Below are 18616 nucleotides of genomic sequence, written 5' to 3' on the forward strand. Positions count from 1 at the left end.
GCCCCGTACCGTGGTGCCCCATGAGATCGCCGTTGCCGGTCGCACCGGTCCGACGGGCCCTGGGCACCCGCCGCCGCCGGATCGTCGCCGGGTCGGTGGCGGCCGTGCTGGTGGCCGCCGTCGCGGTGTGGGCGACCCGGTCCGACGAGGCCGGCTTCCGCACCGAGTCCGCGCTGGTCACCGTCCGGTCCGGGCCGACAGGCGACGAGCCGGTGGACCTGGACACCACGTTCTACCTGCCGGACGATGCGTCGGCCGGCCGCAAGGTGCCCGCGGTGCTGCTCGCGCACGGCTTCGGCGGCACGAAGGAGTCGGTCCGGGCCGACGCCGAGGACCTGGCCGCCCAGGGGTACGCGGTGCTCGCCTGGACCGCCCGGGGCTTCGGCCGCAGCGGCGGCCAGATCCACCTGGACAGCCCCGACCACGAGGTGCGGGACGGCGAGCGGCTGCTGGACTGGCTGGCCGCCCGCCCGGAGGTGCGCACCGACGCACCTGGCGACCCCCGGGTCGGGGTGGTCGGCGGCTCATACGGTGGCGGTTTGGCCCTGCTGCTGGCCGCCCAGGACCGGCGGGTCGACGCGATCGTCCCCATGATCACCTGGAACGACCTGTCCCGCGCGTTCCTGCCGGAGAGCACCGGCAAGGACGCCACCTCCGGCGTGTTCAAGAAGGGCTGGGCCGGGATCTTCTTCGGCGGCGGTGGCAACGCCGGCTCCGGCCCCGCAGGGCTCTCCGGCACCTCGGCCGCCGAGCCGGAGGGCGCCCCCGCCTCGGCCGGGCCGCCCAGCCCGGCACCGGGCTCGGGGCCGGGCACCGGCTCCGGGCGCACCCCGGCGGGCGCGGCGGACCCGGCCTGCGGCCGGTTCGCCGCCGACGTCTGCGCCGCGTACCTGCGGATCGCCACCACCGGCCGGGCCGGACAGGCCGACGTGGAGCTGCTGCGCCGGTCCAGCCCGGCCCCGGTGCTGGACAAGATCAAGGCGCCGACCCTGCTCGTGCAGGGGGAGGCGGACAGCCTCTTTCCGATCGCCGAGGCGGACGCCAACGCGCGCGGCATCGCGGCGAACGGCACCCCGGTCCGGGTCGCCTGGTACACCGGCGGCCACGACGGCGGCGCGGGGCCGCGCAACGACTCCGACCGGGTGAAGTACCTGACCGTCCAGTGGCTCGACCACTACGTCAAGGGCGAGGGGTCGGCCCCGGGCGACGACTTCACGTACTCCCGGATCGCCGGCTTCGACGCCCTCGACCGCGGCCTGGTCGCCACCGGCTTCCGCACCGCCGAGTACCCGGGCCTGGCCGGCGACGGACGCCGCGAGGTAGCGGTGACCGGCCCGGCCCAGCCCGTCGCGAACCCGCCGAACGGCAACCCGGCGGCCATCTCGTCGGTGCCGTTCGCCGGCGCGCTCGGCTCGCTGCTGGACGGGGTGGCCGGCGACGTCCCGGGCCAGCACGCCCGGTTCGAGTCGGAGCCGCTGGCCGAGGCGGTGGACGTGGCCGGCGCGCCGACGTTCTCGATCCGGGCGGCGTCGCCCACCGGCGAGGCGGTGCTGTTCGTCAAGCTCTACGACGTCGACCCGACCGGCGCGGCGACCCTGCCGAACGGGCTGGTCGCCCCGGTCCGGCTCACCGGGCTGCCGACGGAGGTCAATGCCGCGACGCCCGTCACCGTGACGTTGCCGGCGATCGTCCGCCGCATCGAGGCCGGTCACCGGCTGCGGATCACGGTGGCCACCACCGACCAGGCGTACACCACGCCGGTCGACCCGACCGTCTACACCGTGGCGGCCGGCGACGCCCCGGTCGTGCTGCCCACCGTTGCCGGCGAACCGATCCCCACCACGGCCGTCGTCTGGCGCTGGGTGCTCGCCGGGCTGCTGGCCGCGATCGCCGTCGGGCTCGTCGCGGTCGTCCTGCTGGCCCGCCGCCGGCACCGCCGCCAGGACAGCTCGGTCCACCCCGAGTACGCGGGCGTCCCGCTGGCCGTACGGCAGCTCCGCAAGGAGTACGCCGACGGCTTCGTCGCCGTGTCGAACGTCGACTTCGAGGTGCACCCCGGCCAGGTCGTCGGTCTGCTCGGGCCCAACGGCGCGGGCAAGACCACCACCCTGCGGGTGCTGATGGGGCTGACCCAGCCGACCGCCGGGGAGATCTACGTCTTCGGCCGCCGGCTGGTGCCCGGCTCGCCGGTGCTGTCCCGGATCGGGTCGCTGGTCGAGGGCCCCGGCTTCCTGCCGCACCTGTCCGGGCTGGACAACCTCAAGGCGTACTGGCGGGCGACCGGCCGGCCCTGGGCGGACGCGCACTTCGACGAGGCGCTGGAGATCGCCGGGCTCGGCGACTCGGTGCACCGCAAGACCCGCAAGTACAGCCACGGCATGCGGCAGCGGCTGGCCATCGCCCAGGCCATGCTCGGCCTGCCCGAGCTGCTGGTGCTCGACGAGCCGACGGACGGCCTGGACCCGCCGCAGATCGCCGAGATGCGCCGGGTGCTCCAGCGCTACGCCACCGACGGGCGGGCCGTGCTGGTCTCCAGCCACCTGCTCGCCGAGGTGGAGCAGACCTGCACCCACGCCGTGGTGGTCAACAAGGGGCGGATCGTGGCGTCCGGCCCGGTCGAGGACATCGTCGGCGAGTCGCCGAGCGTGCTGCTCGACGTCACCGACCCGGCCGCCGCGCGCGAGGTGCTGGGCCGGCTGGACGGGGTCACGGTGCTGCCGGACTCCGACGGGAACCTGGTGGTGGACACCAACGGCACCGCGCGCAGCGAGGTGGTGGCCGAGCTGGTCCGGGCGGGGATCGGGGTGGACCGGGTGGTGCCGCGCCGCCGCCTGGAGGACGCGTTCCTCGCCCTGGTGGGCGAGAACTCTCGGGGAAGCGGGGACCGGTGATGGCGCAGTCGTCCTCCACGGTGGGCGCGGCGGCGGGCTACCGCCCCTCGGCCACCCTGCCGTTCGCGGCGGAGTTCCGCCGGCAGGCATCCCGGCGGCGGACCCAGCTCGCGCTCGGGTTCATGGTGCTGCTGCCGTTGATCATCCTGATCGCGTTCCAGTTCGACTCCGGCGAGGACGACCGCAACGGCGGGGGCGAGTTCGCGAGCCTGTCCGACCTGGCCACCTCGGGCGGGCTGAACTTCACCCTCTTCGCGCTGCTGGTCTCGGCGTCGTTCCTGCTGGTCGTGGTGGTGGCGCTGTTCTGCGGCGACACGGTGGCCAGCGAGGCGAGCTGGGGCAGCCTGCGCTACCTGCTGGCCGTCCCGGTGCCCCGGGCCCGGCTGCTCGCGGTGAAGCTGGTGGTCGCGCTCGCGTACTCGGGGCTGGCCCTGCTACTGCTCGCCGGCACCGCCCTGCTCGCCGGCACGCTCCGGTACGGCTGGGAGCCGCTGAGCAGTCAGGTGGCGGCCCAGCTCGACCCGGGGGAGGGGCTGCTGCGGCTGCTGGCCGTGCTCGGCTACCTGGCGGTCGTCCTGCTGGCGGTGGCCGGGCTGGCGTTCCTGCTCTCGGTCGTCACGGACGCGGCGCTCGGCGCGGTCGGCGGTGCGGTGCTGCTGTGGATCCTGTCCAGCATCCTGGACCAGATCACCGCGCTCGGCGGGATCCGGGCGTTCCTGCCCACCCACTACGCCAACGCCTGGCTGGGGCTGCTGTCGACGCCGGTGCAGACCGACGACGTGGTGCGCGGCTGCATCTCGGCGATCGCCTACGCCACGCTGTTCTGGTCGCTGGCCTTCTGGCGCTTCACCCGCAAGGACATCACGAGCTGACCGCCGAGGCGGGGCCCGCACCGCCCGTCGTGGTCGGCCGGGCGTGGGCAGCGGCCGGGAATCAGCAGACGATCATGGGGAGCCGCCCGACGGGGTCTACCGGGGTGTGTTGGTCTGGGGCCAGGCCTGTTGGACAGTCCGGTAGTCAGTCACCACGGCTCCCTCCTGCTCGAAGGAATTCACGGGCCTGTGGCGAGGTCCCGGTAGCTCCGCAGGTTGTCCTAATTTGACCTCTAGAGTCGTGGAAGCCTTCCTATAACTAGGGAACTGATCGACTCTTCTAAATGAGTCCGGCAACCTGATGTGGCATTGAATGCTGTCACTGTGGAGGTGTCGGATGAATCTCGATCGACTCGGTGGGCCCGCCCTGTCCCTGTTCCGCATGGTGGTCGGCCTGCTGTTCCTGTCCCACGGACTGTCGTCGCTGTTCGGCGTGTTCGGCGGCGCCCGGGGCACCGGCCAGGCAGTCCCGTTCGGCGAGTGGCCGGGCTGGTGGGGCGCACTGATCCAGGCAGCTTGCGGCGCGCTGGTGCTCGCCGGGCTCTTCACCCGCCCGGCCGCGCTGCTCGCCTCCGGCTCGATGGCGTACGCCTACTTCGCGGTGCACCAGCCGGAAGGGCTGCTGCCGCTGCGCAACGGCGGCGAGTTGGCGGCGCTGTTCTGCTGGTCGTTCGTGCTGGTAGCGGTGCTCGGCCCGGGTACCTGGGCGCTGGACACCCTGATCCGGCGGCGCGCCGAGCCTGCCATCGGGTCCGTGGCCCCCGGCAAACGGTCGGTGCCGGCCTGACCCGTCGGCGCGGGCCGGGGGCAGGGCGGTGTCCGAGTGCCGGGACACCGCCCTGCCGGCGGCGCGACCGCTACGGCTTGTACGGCGCGTCGGTGTGGCTGACCTCGGTGAACGTGCTGCCGGAGAGCTGGTAGTACGAGGTGCGCCGGATGTCCAGCTCCGCCATGCTGCGGTCGGCGGAGCGGGTCAGCCAGACGACCTTCGCCCGGCCGCCCGACACGGTGATCGAGACGACCGGGGTTCGGTCGTCCAGTTCGGCCAGGCTGCGGTAGACCGGCTCACCGTCGGCGTTGCGCCACACCACCAGCGTGTAGAAGGTGCCGCTGCCCCCGCTGTTCAGGGTGACCGCGCCGACCGCGTCCGCCGCGCCATCGCCGTCCAGGTCACCGATCCCGCAGGGCTTCTGGAGGGTGACCGTGTCGCCGTCCTCGCCGGACCAGACGCCCTCGGCCAGCGGGAGGTAGTCGGCGTACCCCTGGTAGGGAACCTTGGTGCTGCCGACGTGGGCGCCGGCGAGCTGCTTGCAGGTCAGGGCGGGCACCTTCTTCGGCGCGGGCTTCGGCGGCGCGGCGGTGGTGCCGGCGACGGTCGGCTCCGGCGGGGCGGCGGGGCCCGTCGTCGCCGGGGCCGGCTCCGGGCCGTCCTCCGCCGGGACGGCCGGGTCGTCGGCGGCCGGAGCGGTGGTCGTACCCGCCGAGGAGGTCGACCCCCCGGTGTCGCAACTCGCGGTCAACAGGCAGGCCAGGGCGAGGATCGCGAGGCTGGGCAGGGTCCGGCGCATCGGCCAGTTCCTCTCTCGGGGGGTGGGCTTCCCGCACCGTAGCGGCCCCACGCCACCCGCATCGTCGGCCTCGCCACCCGGCCGGGCCGCGTACCGGGAGGTGGGGTGGGGGCGCGGGGCCCGACCGGCCGGGGTCACCCGATCAGCCCCCGCAGACCCGCCAGTCGTCGCCCTCCTTGACCAGGCTGATGACCCTGTTCCGGTCCGCGATCTTGACGGTCACCTCGGCGCTGGTGTCGCCGTTGCTGGTGTGCACCTGGGTGTTGGTGACGCGGTACTCGTCCAGGGGCGGCTCGGCCTGCCGGGCCCGGGTGAACTGCGCCTCGGTCTGCCGGCTGCGCAGCCGCTCGCAGAGCCGGGCGTACGCGGCCGGGTAGTTGCCCGCCTTCGTGTCGTCCAGGTACGCGGTCGCGGCGTCCCGGGCCGGGGTGATGGCGCCCTGCACGGTGCGGAACAGCCAGAGGCCGCCGACGACCGCGCCGGCGCAGCAGAGCAGTGCCACCACGGCGACCACGATGATCACGGTGCGGGTCGTCCGGCTGAGCCCGCGGGACTTCGGGGGTGGCCCGGGGATGCCGGGCGTCGAGGGGTAATTCACGCCGTGAGCGTAGAAACCCCAGGCCAACCCCCATGCGGTCCCCCCTTGGAATCGATCAAGCTCAATGTTGCGAGTGGTGATGGCGTCGATTCCCACGGTGACGGTGTGACCAATTCAATGCCCCGGAGCGGCCCACACGCTGGAACCCCGGGTGGCGGAGCCGGCGATCCGCCGTAGACTCGTGCGCACAACTGAATACCTCATCCAGAGGGGCAGAGGGATACGGCCCGACGAAGCCCCGGCAACCACCCGCGCGCTCGATGACGAGCGGTGCGGACAGGTGCCAATTCCGTCCCCGCCGCAGGGTGCGATGCGGGGAAAGATGAGAGGACCTTCTCGATATGACGTCGACCCTCGCCGCGTCCGGCATCGACACCACCGCCAGCCCCGCCCGCGCACTGGTCTGCCGGGCCTGCACCGCGCGCTACCCGCTCGCCGCGCAGCACGCCTGTTACGAGTGCTTCGGCCCCCTTGAGGTCGACTACGACGCCGCCGCCCTGGCCCGGGTGACCCGCGAGCAGATCGAGGCCGGCCCGCAGAACATCTGGCGGTACGCCGCCCTCCTCCCGGCCGGTCAGGACCCCGCCACCCGGGTGACTGTCGACCCGGGCCTGACCCCGCTGGTCGCCGCGCCCAACCTCGCCGCCGAGCTGGGCATCACCGCCCCGCTCTGGGTCAAGGACGACAGCGCGAACCCCACCCACTCGTTCAAGGACCGGGTGGTCTCGGTGGCCCTCACCGCCGCCCGGGCGCTCGGTTTCACCCGGTTCGCCTGTGCCTCGACCGGCAACCTGGCCAACTCGGTCGCCGCGCACGCGGCCCGCGCCGGGGTCCCCTCGGTCGTGTTCATCCCCAGCGACCTGGAGGCGGGCAAGGTGGTCACCACCGCCGTCTACGGGGGCGAGCTGGTCGCCGTCGACGGCTCGTACGACGACGTGAACCGGCTCTGCGGCGAGCTGGTGGAGACCGACGAGTTCGAGGACACGGCGTTCGTCAACGTCAACGTCCGCCCGTACTACGCCGAGGGCTCCAAGACCCTCGGGTACGAGGTGGCCGAGCAGCTCGGCTGGCGCATCCCGGCCCAGGTGGTCATCCCGATGGCCAGCGGTGAGCTGCTCACCAAGATCGACAAGGCGTTCAGCGAGCTGGTCGAGATCGGCCTCGTCGAGGCCCCGGCCGGCGGCTGGAAGGTCTTCGGCGCCCAGTCCGCCGGCTGCAACCCGATCGCCGCCGCCCTGCACGCCGACACCGACATCATCACCCCGGTCCGGCCGACCGGCATCGCCAAGTCGCTCAACATCGGCGATCCGGCCGCCGGCCTGTACGCCCTGGAGGCGGTCCGGCGCACCGACGGCTGGATGGAGTACGCCGACGACGACGAGATCCGCGACGGCATCCGGCTGCTGGCCCGGACCACCGGGGTGTTCGCCGAGACGGCCGGCGGGGTGACCGTCGCCGTGCTGCGCAAGCTGGTCGAGTCCGGCCGGCTCGACCCGACGGCGGAGACTGTGGTGTTCAACACCGGCGAAGGGCTGAAGACCATCGACGCCGTCGCCGGCCAGGTCGGCCCGACCCACCGGATCAGGCCCTCGCTGCGCGCCGCCCGGGACGCCGGCCTGCTCGGCTGACCTGCTCGATCGACCCTGGCGCGGGATGCGGCCCTTCCCCGCACCAGGCCCGGAAGCACGCCGCATGCCGCACCCCACCGGCCCTGCCCGCCGCCCCCGGACCCGACCGTCCGGTGGGCGGTGGATCGCCCGGACGGGGGATAGGGCGGATCCCCCGAGTAACCGACTTTTAGCCCTGGGTAAGAAAAACCAGTCGCCGAGGACTTGACGGCAGGAACCGGACGGCGCAAGATGCTCGGTGCGGGAGGGCGTTTCGCCGAAGACTTTCAGTTCTTGCGACCCAACGCCGAAGGCGTTGTGCGATCGTCCCTCCCGACCACGTCCGATCGGGCCAGCGGTTAATTCGCTGGCCCGATCGTCTTTCCCGGGTCACCCTCAGCCCATGGGCATCACGATCACGCCGATCGACCCGGCCGACCAGAGCGCGGTCGACGCGGCGTACCGGATCAGGGCGGCGGCCGACGCTGCGGACGTCCCCGACTTCCCGCCGCTGTGCCGGCGGCGGCTGGAGGCCGGGCTCCGCCACCCGATGCCGGGCCTGATGCCGGTCTGGGCGCTCGCCCGCCGCGACGGCGTGCCGGCCGGCTACCTCGGCCTGATCCTGCCGCAGCTCGACAACACCGACAACGCCACCGTGGACCTGTTCGTGGACCCCGCGCACCGCCGGCACGGTGTCGGCCGGGCGCTGCACGAGCACGGCCTGCGGGTGCTGCGCGAGCGGGGACGCAAGCGGGTGGTCGGGATGGCCGTCTCGGCCCTGCCCGACGGGCCGGGACGGGACGGGGCCGGTGGAGCCTTCGCCGCCGCGGTGGGCGGGCGACCGGCGCTCGCCGAGGTCCGCCGCCGGCTCGACGCCGCCCGGCTCGACCCGGCCGCGCTCGACGCCCTGCTCGCCGACGCCCGGCCCAGCGCCGCCGGCTACCGCACCGTCCGCTGGCGGGGGCCCGCCCCCGACGAGTACGTCGCCGACGTGGCCCACCTCGACGGCCGGCTGATGACCGATGCCCCGCTGGGGGACCTGGTGTGGGAGCCGGAGCGGGTCGACGTCGAGCGGATGCGTGGCGTCGAGCGTGCGCTGGACGCCCGGGGCCGCCGCCGCTACCACCACGGGGCGGTGCACGTGGCGTCCGGCCGGCTGGTCGCCTGGACGCTGCTCGACGTCGACCCCACTTCGTCGTGGCACGCGTTCCAGCAGATCACCATCGTCGACCCGGCGCACCGGGGGCACCGGCTCGGGCTGCTGGCGAAGGTGGAGAACCTGCGGTACGCCCTCGCCCACGAGCCGGAGCTGCGCTTCGTGGACACCTTCAACGCGGTGGCCAACGGGCACATGATCGCCATCAACGAGCGGCTCGGCTTCCGCCCCGTCGACACCTGGACCGACTGGCAGCTCACCCTCTGACCGGCCCGCCGTCGCGGCACCCGGCTGCCCAGCCCCGCGCCGGCCCGAGCGGCGTCCCGGCACGGCGGCGGCGTCGTCGGCCCCTACTGTCCGGTTCGCGGCTGGGGCATGATGGCGGGCATGACGGAGACCCCGCATCCCCTGCACGACAGGCATGCCGACACCCTCAACCGTGCGCTGACCGCGATCGCGGAGCGTGGGTACTGGTCCGCCTACCCGGAATCACCCAGCCCCCGGGTGTACGGCGAGACCGCCGCCGCCGACGGCAAGGCGGCCTTCGAGGCGTACCTGAACGGTGACTTCCCGCTCGACCAGCCGGGCGTCGGCGACCGGGTGGCCACCGAGGCGAGCCCGTTCGGGCTGGAGCTGAACGTCCGCTACCCGCACGCCGGCGCCGACGAGCTGGTCGCCGCCGCCTCCGCCGCGCTGCCGGCCTGGCGCGACGCCGGCCCGCAGGCCCGGGCGGGGGTCTGCCTGGAGATCCTCGACCGGCTGCACAAGCACGTCTTCGAGCTGGCCAACGCGGTGCAGTTCACCAGCGGACAGGCGTTCGTGATGGCCTTCCAGGCCGGCGGGACGCACGCGCTGGACCGGGCGCTGGAGGCGATCGCCTACGCGTACGCGGAGATGACCCGGCTCCCGGGGACGGCCGGCTGGGAGAAGCCAGCCGGCAAGGGCGACCCGCTGCGGATGACCAAGACGTTCCACGTGGTGCCGCGCGGGGTGGCCCTGGTCATCGGCTGCAACACCTTCCCGACCTGGAACTCGTACCCGGGGCTGTTCGCCTCGCTGGTCACCGGCAACCCCGTGGTGGTCAAACCGCACCCCCGCGCGGTGCTGCCGCTGGCCATCACCGTGCGCTACGCCCGGGAGGTGCTCGCCGAGGCCGGCTTCGACCCGAACCTGGTGCTGCTCGCCCCCGAGGCCCCCGGCGAGAAGCTCGCCTCGACGCTCGCCCTGCACCCGGCCGTGAAGATCGTCGACTTCACCGGCTCCACCGAGTACGGCGACTGGCTGGAGGCCAACGCCCGGCAGGCGGCGGTCTACACCGAGAAGGCCGGCCTGAACACGGTGGTGATCGACTCCACCGACGACTTCGCCGGGATGTGCCGCAACCTGGGCTTCACGCTGGCCCTCTACAGCGGCCAGATGTGCACCACCTCGCAGAACATCCTGATCCCGTCGGGTGGCATCGCCACCGACCAGGGGCACAGGAGCTTCGACGAGGTGGCCGCCGGGATCGCCGCGGCGGTTGGCAAGATCACCGCCGACCCGGCCCGGGGCGTCGAGCTGACCGGGGCGATCGTCAACGACGGGGTGCTGGAGCGCCTCGACGAGGTCACAAAGGTCGGCGAGGCCGTGCTGGAGTCGCGGGCCGTCGAGCACCCGTCATTCCCCGGCGCGGTGGTCCGCACCCCGACGATCGTGAAGCTGGCGGCCGGCGACACCGGGACGTACTCGCGGGAGTGGTTCGGGCCGATCTCGTTCGTCATCGCGACCGACTCCACCGCGCACGGCCTGGAGATCCTGCGCTCCACGGTGGGGGAGAAGGGCGCGCTGACCGCAGCCGTGTACTCCACCGACGAGGCGGTGCTGGACGCCGCCGAGGCGGCTGCGGTCGACACCGGGGTGCACCTGTCGTGCAACCTGACCGGGGGAGTGTTCGTGAACCAGTCGGCGGCGTTCTCCGACTTCCACGGCAGCGGCGCCAACCCGGCGGCCAACGCGGCCCTGACCGACGGCGCGTACGTGGCGAACCGGTTCCGCGTCGTACAGAGCCGCCGCCCCGCCTGACGGGGCACCCAGGGGCCTCTCGGCGCGCGGGCGTCGGGCCGGGCCCCTGGGCACCCCGCCCCTCGGCGCCGGGGCGCTCAGGCCGGGCGGCGCATCTGGAGCTCGCGCAGGGCGGGAATCACCGGGTGGGGAACCCGGACGCCCGTGTCCACGAAACCCAGCCGCTGATACGCCCGGTAGGCGCGGTCGTTGCCGACCACCACCTCCAGCATCAGCTCCGGTCGGCCGCACTCGCGGGACCAGCCGGCTACCGCGTCGATCAGCTCCGCGAGCAGGCCGGTGCCCCGCCGCTGCGGGGTGACGTAGACGGCGTACACCACGGTCAGGCCCGGCTCGTCCGGGGCGACGGTGCCGCCGGCGTGCCCCAGGAGCCGGCCGGCGGGACCGCCGGGTCGGTCGGTGCCCGGGTCGGCGACGAACTGCGCGGTGTGCCGGCCGACGGCGACCGAGGCGATCCGGGCCGCGTAGTCGGCGTGCGGACGGGCGGCGGCGTCCGCCAGGGTCTCCAGGAAGGCCAGCGGGGCGTCGGCGAGCATCTCCAGCCGCAGCGCGCGCATCCGGGCCGCGTCCCACGGGGTCACCCGGTGGACGACGGCCGCCCGCGTGGCCGGGGCGACCGTCCTGTCCGGCTCGGGACGCCCGGCGGCCGACGGGCGGGGACCTGCTGTCATCCCGCATGCTTACCGCAGTGACGCCCGCCTATGCGGTTCCGGGTCGAGGTCGGTCCGGTATAGCCTGATTTACGGTCGTGCGCCTGCGTGACGGCTCGTGTACCGTGCGATTTTGGTCACTGAATTCGGGGTCGTCGTCGACCCCGGAGCCGGTGGTCCGGGGCCGCCGGTTCGCGCCGGCGTCCCGCCGGTTTGCAGGCCGCGCGACGTGAGGAAGTGCACCGTGGCACAGGGCACCGTGAAGTGGTTCAACGCCGAAAAGGGCTACGGCTTCATCGCCGTCGACGGAGGGCAGGACGTCTTCGTCCACTTCTCCGCGATCGAGATGGACGGCTACAAGGCGCTGGACGACGGACAGCGGGTGGAGTTCGAGATCGCCCAGGGGCAGAAGGGCCCACAGGCCGAGCGGGTCCGCGTCGTCGCCTGACCCCCCCCGACCAGGTCCGGGGCCCGCGACTGGGCGGGCCCGGGCCGGGCGTAGGTCGCGACTGCGACGACGGGGCACCCCAGCCGGACGTCGTGCTCGGCACCCCGGCCGGACGCGGTGGCCCCAGCCGGACGCGGTGGCCCCGGGCGGTACGGCGACGCGAAACTGGGTCTCGACGCGGGACTGGCTCTCCGGTGCGCCGACCTCTCCGGTGCGCCGACCTCTCCGATGCGCCGACCTCTCCGATGAGCCGACGCGCTGCGCCGCTCCGGCGGGTGCCGACCCGGCCGGTGCCCAGTCGAGACCACCGACATCTTTGCCGACGCCCGCCCTGCTGCTGGTGGCCCGCCCCGTGCCTCGGTGCCGGGCCGCACCCCACCAGCCCGCGCAGATTCAGGGAATGTGTGGCCTCTCGGCGCTCCATGACCAGGCATTCCCTGAATCTGCGCCGATCGGGGGCCCCGGGCCGTACCTCGGTTGCCGGCCGCACCTGCCATGCCGCCGGTGCCCCACGCCGCCCGGTGGCCTCCCCGGGCCCGCAGCCCTACGGCTGCCTCGGCTTCCCCTGCCGGCCGGCCTGCCGGTCCCTGACGGTCGCGGAGCCGGTTCGGCCCGGCGTCACGTACCCGAGCGGCGGGCGTGCGGTGCTCGGTGACCGCCGTCCGGCGGCCGGGTGAACTTGGCCGAGCCGACGGCCGGATAGCGCTGGTCAGGGCTCGCGGACCGGGTCCGGACCCGGCATCGTGCTTGCACTCGGCAAGGCAGAGTGCTAAACAAGTCATTGGCACTCGCATACCGTGAGTGCCAATGGTCGGGACGGTGGGGCCACGGGCCCCCGGTGGGCAACCGCCGGGTGGCGCATGGCCGGTCGTCGCGGGCTATCCGGCCCGGCCGAGGAGACGTCGTCGTCGCCAGGTGGCGACGTCCCAAGGTGCGTACACCAGGCGGCCCATCCGGGACACACACTCGGGTGGCCGTGAGTGTCCAGGAGGACAACGCCGTATGGCCAAGATGATCGCGTTTGACGAAGAGGCTCGCCGTGGCCTCGAGCGGGGCATGAACCAGCTCGCCGACGCCGTGAAGGTGACCCTCGGCCCCAAGGGCCGCAACGTGGTGCTCGAGAAGAAGTGGGGTGCCCCCACCATCACCAACGATGGTGTGAGCATCGCCAAGGAGATCGAGCTCGAGGACCCGTACGAGAAGATCGGCGCTGAGCTGGTCAAGGAGGTCGCGAAGAAGACCGACGACGTTGCCGGTGACGGCACGACGACGGCGACCGTCCTGGCCCAGGCCCTGGTCCGTGAGGGCCTGCGCAACGTGGCCGCCGGCGCCAACCCGATGGCCCTGAAGCGGGGCATCGAGGCCGCCGTGGCCAGCGTCTCGGAGGAGCTGTCCAAGCTCGCCAAGGACGTCGAGACCAAGGAGCAGATCGCCTCCACCGCCTCCATCTCCGCCGGTGACAGCACCGTCGGCGAGATCATCGCCGAGGCGATGGACAAGGTTGGCAAGGAAGGCGTCATCACCGTCGAGGAGAGCAACACCTTCGGCCTGGAGCTTGAGCTCACCGAGGGCATGCGCTTCGACAAGGGCTACATCTCCGCGTACTTCATGACCGACCCGGAGCGTATGGAGGCCGTCTTCGACGACCCGTACCTCCTCATCGTCAACAGCAAGATCGCCTCGGTGAAGGACCTGCTCCCGATCCTGGAGAAGGTCATGCAGTCGGGCAAGTCGCTGCTGATCATCGCCGAGGACATCGAGGGCGAGGCCCTGGCCACCCTCGTGGTCAACAAGGTCCGTGGCACCTTCAAGTCGGTCGCCGTCAAGGCGCCGGGCTTCGGTGACCGCCGCAAGGCCATGCTGGCTGACATCGCCATCCTCACCGGTGGCCAGGTCATCAGCGAGGAGGTCGGCCTCAAGCTGGACGCCGTCGGCCTCGACATGCTGGGCCGCGCCCGCAAGGTCGTGGTGACCAAGGACGAGACCACCATCGTCGACGGTGCCGGCGACGCCGAGCAGATCCAGGGTCGGGTCAACCAGATCCGGGCCGAGATCGACAAGAGCGACTCCGACTACGACCGCGAGAAGCTGCAGGAGCGCCTGGCCAAGCTGGCCGGCGGTGTCGCGGTGATCAAGGTCGGCGCGGCCACCGAGGTCGAGCTCAAGGAGCGCAAGCACCGCATCGAGGACGCCGTTCGCAACGCGAAGGCGGCCGTCGAGGAGGGCATCGTCCCGGGTGGTGGCGTCGCGCTGGTGCAGGCCGGCAAGACCGCCTTCGAGAAGCTGGACCTGACCGGCGACGAGGCGACCGGCGCGCAGATCGTCAAGATCGCGCTGGACGCCCCGCTGCGGCAGATCGCCGTCAACGCCGGCCTTGAGGGTGGCGTGGTCGTCGAGCGCGTCCGCAACCTCGACCCGGGCCACGGCCTCAACGCCGCCAGCGGCGAGTACGTGGACCTGCTGGCCGCGGGCATCATCGACCCGGCCAAGGTCACCCGGTCGGCGCTGCAGAACGCCGCCTCCATCGCGGCGCTCTTCCTCACCACCGAGGCCGTCGTCGCGGACAAGCCGGAGAAGGCCTCGGCTGCCCCGGCTGGCCCGGGTGGCGGGGACATGGACTTCTGAGTCCAGCTCCACCGAACGCCGAAGGGGCGGGCCGCTGACACGGCCCGCCCCTTCCGTCGTCTGCCGGCCCGCCGGTCACGTCGGCAGGGGTCGTTGGTTGCGTCGCTTTCGGGTGCGGTCGTACGGCGGGTGGATGCGGATCGGCTCGTCCACCAGGACCACCGGCTCCTCGGCCGGGGGCGCGTCGTCCTCCGTCATCTCCGCGAGCTGCTCGGCGTCGCCGTAGTCCAGCCGGTCGAACGGCAGCTGCCCCGGGATCTCCTCGACCGGCACCCAGGTGGCCGGCTGCGCGTCGTCGATCTTGTCGTCGTCCGTGGCCATGACCGCCTCCTCTACCCAGACGGTAGGGGCCGTCGATGGCCGACGCGGCCGAACGGCGCTATACAGGCCGATGCCCGTTTCGCCGCCCGGCCTGCCACGCACCCGCCCGGCCTGCCACGCACCCGCCCGGCCTGCCACGCACCCGCCCGGCCTGCCACGCAGCCGCCCGCCCGGCCTGCCACGCAGCACTCGGCCGCCCGGGCACCGGCCCGGGCGGCCCCGCTCATCCGGCGGCCGGCAGCGCCTTGCGGTACAGGAAGAAGACGCGCTCGATCCGGGCCCCCGCGCTGCCCGAGTAGAAGGGCACCGGGCCCACCCAGCCGATCTGGGCGGATAACACCCCCTCGGCACGCTGGTCGCGCAGGCACCGGCGCAGCAGCACCCCGCCGATCCCCGTGCCCTCCGCCTCCGGGGCGGTGCCCATGGGGCCGAACCAGCTCGGCCGGGACGAGCCCCAGGCGGCGAAGCCGAGAACCGTGCCTGCCCGTTCCGCCAGGTGTGCCCCGGCGCCGGGGCGTCCCAGCGAACCGGCCAGCTCGCTGTCCCACGCGCCGCCGAAGGTGGACCGGGCGAACGCGGCCAGCGCCGGCAGGTCCGCCGGCTCCGCGCGCCGCACCGTGATCCCCCGCTCGGCCAGCCGCCGCTCCGCCGGCTCCGTCGTCCGCAGCGCGGGCGATTCGTCGTACGACAGGTCGGCCGTCATGTTCCACGCCGTGCGGTCCTGGGCGTAGCCGAGCGCCAGCGCGGCGCAGACCGCCGGGGTGTACCGCACGTCGATCCCCGGCCAGGCGTAGTACGGCGGGTTGCCGGCCAGCAGCACCTCGGTCGCGCCCCGCCCGGCGAGGTCGCGCTCGGCCCGGTCCAGCAGGGCCCGCCCGACGCCCCGCCGCCGTCGCTCGGGGGCCACCGCCACCAGGTCGACGTGCCCGACCGGGGGCTCCCCGCCGGAAAGCGAGGCGATCAGCGCGCCGACCAGCTCCGTCCCGTGGTACGCGCCCAGCCCCAGCACCGTCCGGTCCGCCCCGGCGCGGGTGTGCAGGGTGTCCACCACGGCTGCCGCCTCGGCCGCGTCCTCCGGCAGGTCCAGCGCGCGCCGGCACAGGTCCACCACGGCGGGCAGCTCGCCCGGGGTCAGCTCGGCCAGGGTGGTCTTCGCGTCCATGGTCGCCGACCCTAGATCACCGACCGCCCCGCCGCACCTGCCACAGCGCCCCGCCCGCACCTGCCGGCGCCCTGTCGCCCCGGCGGGCGGGTGGCGGCGGGGGCGAGAGGCCCACGCCGTGGGCGTCGACGAGGGCCCCCGCGTTGGTCATCCGTCGCGGGCGGCGCGGACGGCCGCGTACGCGTCGACGAGGCCGGCGCCGGTGATGTTCGCGTCGCCGCCGCAGGCGTCCGCCGGGTTGCGGGAGCGGTACGTCGCGCCGGCCGGGGTGGCGGTGTCCCGCAGGATCCGCCGGGTCCGGTCCAGGTCGCCCACCAGCGTCGGGTTCGCCGACCACATCAGCGCCACCACCCCGGCCACCTGCGGGGCTGCCATCGAGGTGCCGTCCAGCGTGGCGTACGTGCCACCCGGCATCGCAGAGAGCACCCCGACGCCCGGGGCGACCAGGTCCGGCTTGCTACCGCCGGGCACCGGCCCCCGGCTGGAGAAGCGGGCGACCTTCCGGTTCCGGTTCACCGCCCCGACCGTGAGCACGTCCGGGTACGGCGCCGGGGGATCCTCGATCGACCCGCACTGCGGCCCGGTGTTGCCGGCCGCCGCGACGACGAAGATGCCGGCCGCGTCCAGCGCCGCCGTCGCCGGGCGCAGTGCCGCCGGGTCACAGCCCTCGATCGGCGGGCAGCCCCACGAGTTCGTCAGCACCTGTGGGGCCCGCTCGGGCCGCCCGTCGGTGAACGGGTCGCCGCCGGTCGGGAACGGGGCCAGCATGAACTGGAGGCAGTCCAGGTAGCGGGCCGGGCTGCCGAGGTTGCGGTCCAGGTTCACGCAGCCGACCCAGCTGGCTGCCGGGGCCACCCCGATGCCGCCGCGCCCCACCGCGCTGCCCGTCGTGTGCGTGCCGTGCCCGCCCTGGTCGGTCGGCGCCGTCGTGTGGTCCCACGGGTCGTACCAGGAGTCGTCGCCGCCCCGGAAGCCGGCGGCCAGCGCCGGGTGCCGGCCGTCCACCCCGGAGTCGGAGCTGCCCACCACCACGCCGGCACCGGTCACCCCCAGCCCGGACCAGACCCGGTCCGCGCCGATCAGGGACACGTTCCAGGCCGGCCCGTCGGGCGCCGGCGCGTCGCCCCGGCTGGTCGGCGCGGCGGCCGGCAGCGGACGCAGCCGCTGGCTGACCAGCACCCGGGCCACCTCCGGCCGGCCGGACAGCCAGGCCCGCACGGCCGGGCCGCCGTCCACCTCGATCGCGTTGACCAGGTAGTACGGAGTCGGGCCGAGCCGCAGTCGGGCCAGGTCGCGGCGCAGGTCGGGCTGGGTGCGCTCGGCCGTGGCGACGAGCCGCCGGTAGACCTCCCCGGCCCGGGCGTCCCGGCCGGCCCGGCCCGGTGCGCCGGCCGGGATCCCGCTCAGGTCGGCCTGCTCGCGCAGCACCACCAGCAGCCGCTCGCCGTGCAGGCCGGGCCGGCCGGGCCCGAGGTACACCACCGCCGCCCCGGCGAGCAGGACCACGGCGGTCGCCGCCGCCACCGCCCGGCTGGGCGTCCCGCCGCTCGGGCGGGCCAGCAGCACGCCGTACGCGACGGACAGCACCGCGGCCACCGCGAGCCCGGCGGCGGCGGTGGCCGCCACCCAGTACGGCACGTCGCGAGTGGCCGCCAGGACGAGGGTGTTCTCCTCCGGGTCGACGAAGGCCAGCGGCCCGAGAACGCCGAGCCCGACGAGCCAGCGCGCCGGGCCGGGCCCGGCGGACCCGCCCGCACGGGCGGCGGGGGCCTGGAGGGCGGCCAGCACGAAGCCCAGCGGTGGCAGGGTCAGCAGGGCGGGCAGTTGCGCCCCGGACTGCCCGGACCCGGCGGCGACGAGCAGCAGCGCCACCCCGGCGACCAGGCCACCGACCAGCACCAGCCGGGCCGGCCGGGGCGGACGGCCGACCGCGAAGTGCGCCCAGAACCGGGCGTCGAGCAGCGCCCCGGCGAGGACGCCGACCGCCGCGGCGGCGACCGCCGCGAGGACGGTCTCCAGCAGCCCCCCGAGCGCCCCCAGCCACGCCCAGGGCAGCACGGTCGCCACCCCGGCGGCCACCGCCAGCAGCGTCACCGTCCCGTTCCCGCCGGCGGTCGGCGGCACCGGGGCGGGCCGTCCGGACGTGCCCGGTTCAGCGACCGTCCCGGCACCCGGGGACGCCTGGGCGTGGCCCCGGGCGAGCCGGCCGAGCACGGCGGCGAGCAGGCCGGCCGCCACGGCCAGCGCGGCGAGGTACGCCTCGTGGTGCACCGGCGGCAGGGCGCGCAGCAGGATGAGCGCGCCGGCGGCCAGCAGCCCGGCGAGCCAGGCCCGGCCGGTGGCCCGGACCGCCCCGGACCGGGGCAGCAGCGTGAGCAGCAGCGCCGGCACGCCGGCCAGCAGGACGGTGACGCCGGCCACCACCGGCCAGAGCCAGACCGCCCGGTCCAGCCCGCTGGCCAGCAGGACCTGGTCGGTCAGCCAGCCGGCCAGCTCGGCGGGGACGGTGACCGCGACCGCCCAGCAGCCGACCAGCACCGCCGCCACCACGGGCCACGGGCCGGAACCCGACGGCGGCGGACCCGGCACGGCCGGAGGGAAGGGCTGACCTGCGAACGGTGGGGGACCGACCTCCATGCCCAGACAGTACGGCGTGA

Annotated in this window: 14 protein-coding genes and 1 riboswitch; of the genes, 8 read left to right on the forward strand and 6 right to left on the reverse strand. The window is 74.3% G+C overall.

Annotated features, from left to right (window positions below; translation table 11 throughout):
- The first annotated feature begins 20 nt into the window (after positions 1-20).
- From ACFYZF_RS01260 to ACFYZF_RS01270, 3 genes are all read left to right on the forward strand, one after another.
- Entirely contained in the window at positions 21-2891 is a 2871-nt protein-coding gene (locus tag ACFYZF_RS01260) for an alpha/beta fold hydrolase (RefSeq protein ID WP_387014530.1), read from the forward strand.
- Positions 2891-3763 (forward strand): ABC transporter permease, encoded by an 873-nt coding sequence (locus ACFYZF_RS01265; RefSeq protein WP_387014532.1) that lies wholly within the window; start codon positions 2891-2893, stop codon positions 3761-3763. Before ACFYZF_RS01260 ends, ACFYZF_RS01265 begins: the two co-directional genes overlap by 1 nt.
- 337 nt (positions 3764-4100) lie before the next feature.
- On the forward strand, positions 4101-4550 hold the full coding sequence (locus ACFYZF_RS01270) for a DoxX family protein (RefSeq protein WP_387014535.1): 450 nt from the start codon (positions 4101-4103) through the stop codon (positions 4548-4550).
- Between the two features lie 70 nt (positions 4551-4620).
- Here ACFYZF_RS01270 and ACFYZF_RS01275 read toward each other — a convergent pair whose 3' ends face one another.
- On the reverse strand, positions 4621-5331 hold the full coding sequence (locus ACFYZF_RS01275; RefSeq protein WP_387014538.1) for a hypothetical protein: 711 nt from the start codon (positions 5329-5331) through the stop codon (positions 4621-4623).
- Between the two features lie 142 nt (positions 5332-5473).
- The gene (locus ACFYZF_RS01280; protein ID WP_387014540.1) at positions 5474-5929 is read right to left on the reverse strand and encodes a hypothetical protein; all 456 of its coding nucleotides are present in this window, start codon (positions 5927-5929) and stop codon (positions 5474-5476) included.
- Between the two features lie 197 nt (positions 5930-6126).
- A riboswitch (SAM riboswitch) is annotated at positions 6127-6258 on the forward strand.
- Positions 6259-6270: 12 nt separating this feature from the next.
- On the opposite strand from ACFYZF_RS01280, the gene thrC reads away from it, so the two are divergent.
- The 3 genes from thrC (at position 6271) to paaN (ending at position 10753) form a co-directional block, all read left to right on the forward strand.
- Entirely contained in the window at positions 6271-7557 is a 1287-nt protein-coding gene (gene thrC, locus ACFYZF_RS01285; protein ID WP_387014543.1) for a threonine synthase, read from the forward strand.
- A gap of 382 nt (positions 7558-7939) precedes the next feature.
- Entirely contained in the window at positions 7940-8959 is a 1020-nt protein-coding gene (locus tag ACFYZF_RS01290) for a GNAT family N-acetyltransferase (RefSeq protein ID WP_387014546.1), read from the forward strand.
- A gap of 120 nt (positions 8960-9079) precedes the next feature.
- Positions 9080-10753 carry a phenylacetic acid degradation protein PaaN gene (gene paaN / locus ACFYZF_RS01295; RefSeq protein WP_387014549.1) on the forward strand — a complete coding sequence of 558 codons (1674 nt, stop codon included), beginning with the start codon at positions 9080-9082 and terminating at the stop codon, positions 10751-10753.
- A gap of 77 nt (positions 10754-10830) precedes the next feature.
- Here paaN and ACFYZF_RS01300 read toward each other — a convergent pair whose 3' ends face one another.
- Positions 10831-11424, reverse strand: coding sequence for a GNAT family N-acetyltransferase (locus tag ACFYZF_RS01300; protein WP_387014552.1), 594 nt, complete (start codon positions 11422-11424; stop codon positions 10831-10833).
- 223 nt (positions 11425-11647) lie between these two features.
- Here ACFYZF_RS01300 and ACFYZF_RS01305 point away from each other — a divergent pair, with 223 nt between their 5' ends.
- Entirely contained in the window at positions 11648-11851 is a 204-nt protein-coding gene (locus ACFYZF_RS01305) for a cold-shock protein (protein ID WP_007073263.1), read from the forward strand.
- A 1002-nt stretch (positions 11852-12853) separates the two neighbouring features.
- Positions 12854-14476 (forward strand): chaperonin GroEL, encoded by a 1623-nt coding sequence (groL, locus tag ACFYZF_RS01310; protein ID WP_387014555.1) that lies wholly within the window; start codon positions 12854-12856, stop codon positions 14474-14476.
- 75 nt (positions 14477-14551) lie between these two features.
- Here groL and ACFYZF_RS01315 read toward each other — a convergent pair whose 3' ends face one another.
- From ACFYZF_RS01315 to ACFYZF_RS01325, 3 genes are all read right to left on the reverse strand, one after another.
- Positions 14552-14797, reverse strand: coding sequence for a hypothetical protein (locus ACFYZF_RS01315; RefSeq protein WP_387014557.1), 246 nt, complete (start codon positions 14795-14797; stop codon positions 14552-14554).
- Positions 14798-15020: 223 nt separating this feature from the next.
- On the reverse strand, positions 15021-15959 hold the full coding sequence (locus ACFYZF_RS01320; protein ID WP_387014560.1) for a GNAT family N-acetyltransferase: 939 nt from the start codon (positions 15957-15959) through the stop codon (positions 15021-15023).
- Positions 15960-16106: 147 nt separating this feature from the next.
- Positions 16107-18596 carry a S8 family serine peptidase gene (locus ACFYZF_RS01325; RefSeq protein ID WP_387014563.1) on the reverse strand — a complete coding sequence of 830 codons (2490 nt, stop codon included), beginning with the start codon at positions 18594-18596 and terminating at the stop codon, positions 16107-16109.
- Between the last annotated feature and the right edge of the window lie 20 nt (positions 18597-18616).

It is taken from the genome of Micromonospora sp. NPDC001898, from assembly GCF_042891255.1.
Lineage (GTDB): Bacteria > Actinomycetota > Actinomycetes > Mycobacteriales > Micromonosporaceae > Micromonospora.